The sequence below is a fragment of the Streptomyces phytophilus genome (assembly GCF_013870535.1).
GTDB lineage: Bacteria > Actinomycetota > Actinomycetes > Streptomycetales > Streptomycetaceae > Streptomyces > Streptomyces phytophilus.
Window position 1 is genome coordinate 1 of record NZ_JACBXC010000766.1, and the last position, 2,928, is coordinate 2,928.

Below are 2,928 nucleotides of genomic sequence, written 5' to 3' on the forward strand. Positions count from 1 at the left end.
CCCGCGCTGGTGTTCCTGATCGCCGTCACCCAGCTCCCGTTCGTGGCGACGCTGGTGATCTCCCTCTTCGACTGGAACTCCCTGCGCCCGGACGACCGCAGCTTCGCCGGCCTCGACAACTACAGCGAGGTCGCGAGCGACGAGAGCCTGCGCGAGTCGGTGGCGACCACGGCGCTGCTGACCGCCGCGGTCGTCCTGGTCAGCGTCGTGCTCGGGCTGCTCATCGCGCTGCTGCTGGACCGGGCGTTCCCCGGCCGGGGCGTGGTGCGCACCCTGCTCATCGCGCCGTTCCTGCTGGTGCCGGTCGCGGCCGCGCTGCTGTGGAAGCACGCGCTCTACAACCCCGAGTACGGCCTGTTCAACGGCGCCATCACCCGGGTCGCGGAGCTGTTCGGCGACGACACGCCGCCGCAGCCCGACTGGGTGTCGGACATGCCGCTGATGGCCGTCGAGGCGGCGCTGATCTGGCAGTGGACCCCGTTCATGATGCTGATCCTGCTGGCCGGGCTGCAGAGCCGGCCCACCGAGATGGTGGAGGCGGCCAGGCTGGACGGCGCCACCAGCTTCCAGATCTTCCGCTACCTCACGCTGCCCCACCTGCGCCGCTATCTGGAACTCGGCGTGCTGCTGGGCTCGGTGTACATCGTCCAGAACTTCGACGCGGTGTTCACCATCACCTCGGGCGGGCTGGGCACCGCCAACCTGCCGTACACGATCTACCAGACCTTCTACCAGGCGCACGAGTACGGGCTGGCCTCCGCCGCCGGCGTGCTCGTGGTCATCGGCTCCATCGTCATCGCGACCTTCGCGCTGCGCGTCGTGTCGTCCCTGTTCCGGGAGGAGGCGTCCCGCGCATGACCACGACCACGGCGACGGCCCCGAAGCCGGCCCGCACCCCCCGAGCCGCGCTGCCGCCCGCCCTGCGCCGGGCCCGGCGCCGCAGCGCCGGACTCGGGCTGCTGGCCTGGCTCGTCGGCATCGCCTTCTTCCTGCCCGTGGCGTGGATGGTGCTCACGTCCCTGCACGCGGAGACGGACGCCGCCGCCAACCCGCCGGCGGTCGCCGCGTCCCTCACGCTCGACGGCTACCGCACGTTCTTCGGCTCCGGCGGCGGCCCCAGCCCGTGGCCCGCGCTGCTCAACTCGCTGATGGCGAGCCTGTTCTCGACCGCGCTGGTGCTCGTGCTGGCGCTGCCGGCCGCGTACGCGCTGTCCATCCGGCGCGTGAAGCGCTGGACCGACGTGCTGTTCTTCTTCCTGTCCACCAAGATGCTGCCGGTCGTCGCCGGGCTGCTCCCGATCTACCTGTTTGCCAAGAACACGGGGATGCTCGACAACATCTGGCTGCTCGTCCTGCTCTACACGTCGATGAACCTGCCGATCGCGGTGTGGATGCTGCAGTCGTTCCTCGCGGACATCCCGGTCTCGATCGTGGAGGCCGCGCAGATCGACGGCGCCCGGCTCACCACCGTGCTGACCCGGGTGATCGCCCCGGTCGCCGGGCCGGGCATCGCCGCCACCTCGCTGATCTGCTTCATCTTCAGCTGGAACGAGATGCTGTTCGCGCGGGTGCTCACGGGGGTGACGGCGGAGACCGCCCCCGTCTTCCTCACCCGCTTCATCACCAGTCAGGGGCTCTTCCTCGCCCAGGTCTGCGCCGCCTCCGTCGTCATCTCCCTCCCGGTGCTCGCCGCCGGGTTCGCCGCCCAGGACAAGCTGGTCCAGGGCCTGTCCCTAGGAGCCGTCAAATGAGGGCCGCCGTCATCGAAGCCCCCGGCACGGTCACCGTGACCGACGTCCCCGACCCCTCCCCCGGCACCCGCGAGGTCGTGGTGGACGTCGCGGCGTGCGGGCTGTGCGGAACGGATCTGCACATCCTGCAGGGCGAGTTCGCGCCCACGCTGCCGGTGGTGCCGGGGCACGAGTTCGCGGGCGAGGTCGTCGGCATCGGCCGCGACGTCACCGAGGTCGCGGTCGGCGACCGGGTGGCCGTGGACCCGTCGCTGTACTGCCACGAGTGCCGCAAGTGCCGTACGGGCCACGGCAACCTGTGCGACCGGTGGGGCGCCATCGGCGTCACGGTGGCGGGCGGGGCGGCGGAGTACGCGCTCGCGCCGGTCGCCAACTGCGTCCGGCTGCCCGACCACGTACGCACCGAGGACGCGGCGCTGATCGAGCCGCTGTCGTGCGCGGTGCGCGGCTACGACGTGCTCAACACCAAGCTCGCCGCCCATGTGCTGATCTACGGCACGGGCACGATGGGGCTGATGATGCTGGAGCTGGCCAAGCGGACCGGCGCCGCAGCGGTGGACGTGGTCGACCTCAACCCCGAGCGGCTGGCCACCGCGCAGAAGGTGGGGTGCAGCCGCGCCGCGGCCTCGCCGGCGGAGTTCGGGCAGCCGGACGGCTGGGACGTCGTCATCGACGCCACCGGGAACGCGGCGGCGATCCAGGACGGCCTGGGGCGGGTCGCCAAGGCCGGCACGTTCCTGCAGTTCGGCGTGGCGGACTACGCGACGACGGCCACCATCGAGCCGTACCGCATCTACAACCAGGAGATCACCATCACCGGCTCGATGGCCGTGCTGCACAGCTACGAGCGCGCCGCGGAGCTGTTCGCCGCGGACGTGCTCGACCCCGAACTGCTCATCAGCGACCGGCTGCCGCTGGAGCGGTACCCGGCCGCCCTGGAGCAGTTCGCCGCGGGCAAGGGCCGGAAGATCGTGGTGGTGCCGTAACCGGCGGGACCGGTGTGGGCGCCGTGTGAGACAAGTCTCAGGCGGCGCCCATTTATGCGGATTCAGTACGCTACGGCGGCAGTTGCCCGCTGGCAGACTGGGGCGATGCAGGCAGATCCCTCCATGCCCCGGAAGGACGGCGAGGTCAGGTGGCCATGACGGACTGTCCGGCCTGCGGCCGGTGGCACGAC

Annotated in this window: 3 protein-coding genes; all 3 read left to right on the forward strand. The window is 71.1% G+C overall.

Annotation, left to right across the window (positions count from 1 at the left end; translation table 11 throughout):
* Nucleotides 1-858: carbohydrate ABC transporter permease (locus tag H5J30_RS24890; protein ID WP_181789596.1), on the forward strand; the 858-nt coding region annotated here is incomplete at its 5' end.
* Nucleotides 855-1,751: a carbohydrate ABC transporter permease gene (locus H5J30_RS24895; RefSeq protein WP_181789597.1), complete on the forward strand. Its 897-nt coding sequence runs from the start codon at nt 855-857 to the stop codon at nt 1,749-1,751. The genes H5J30_RS24890 and H5J30_RS24895, both read left to right, overlap by 4 nt.
* On the forward strand, nt 1,748-2,737 hold the full coding sequence (locus H5J30_RS24900; protein ID WP_181789598.1) for a zinc-dependent alcohol dehydrogenase family protein: 990 nt from the start codon (nt 1,748-1,750) through the stop codon (nt 2,735-2,737). The genes H5J30_RS24895 and H5J30_RS24900 overlap by 4 nt, the downstream gene beginning before the upstream one ends.
* Nucleotides 2,738-2,928 lie beyond the last annotated feature (191 nt).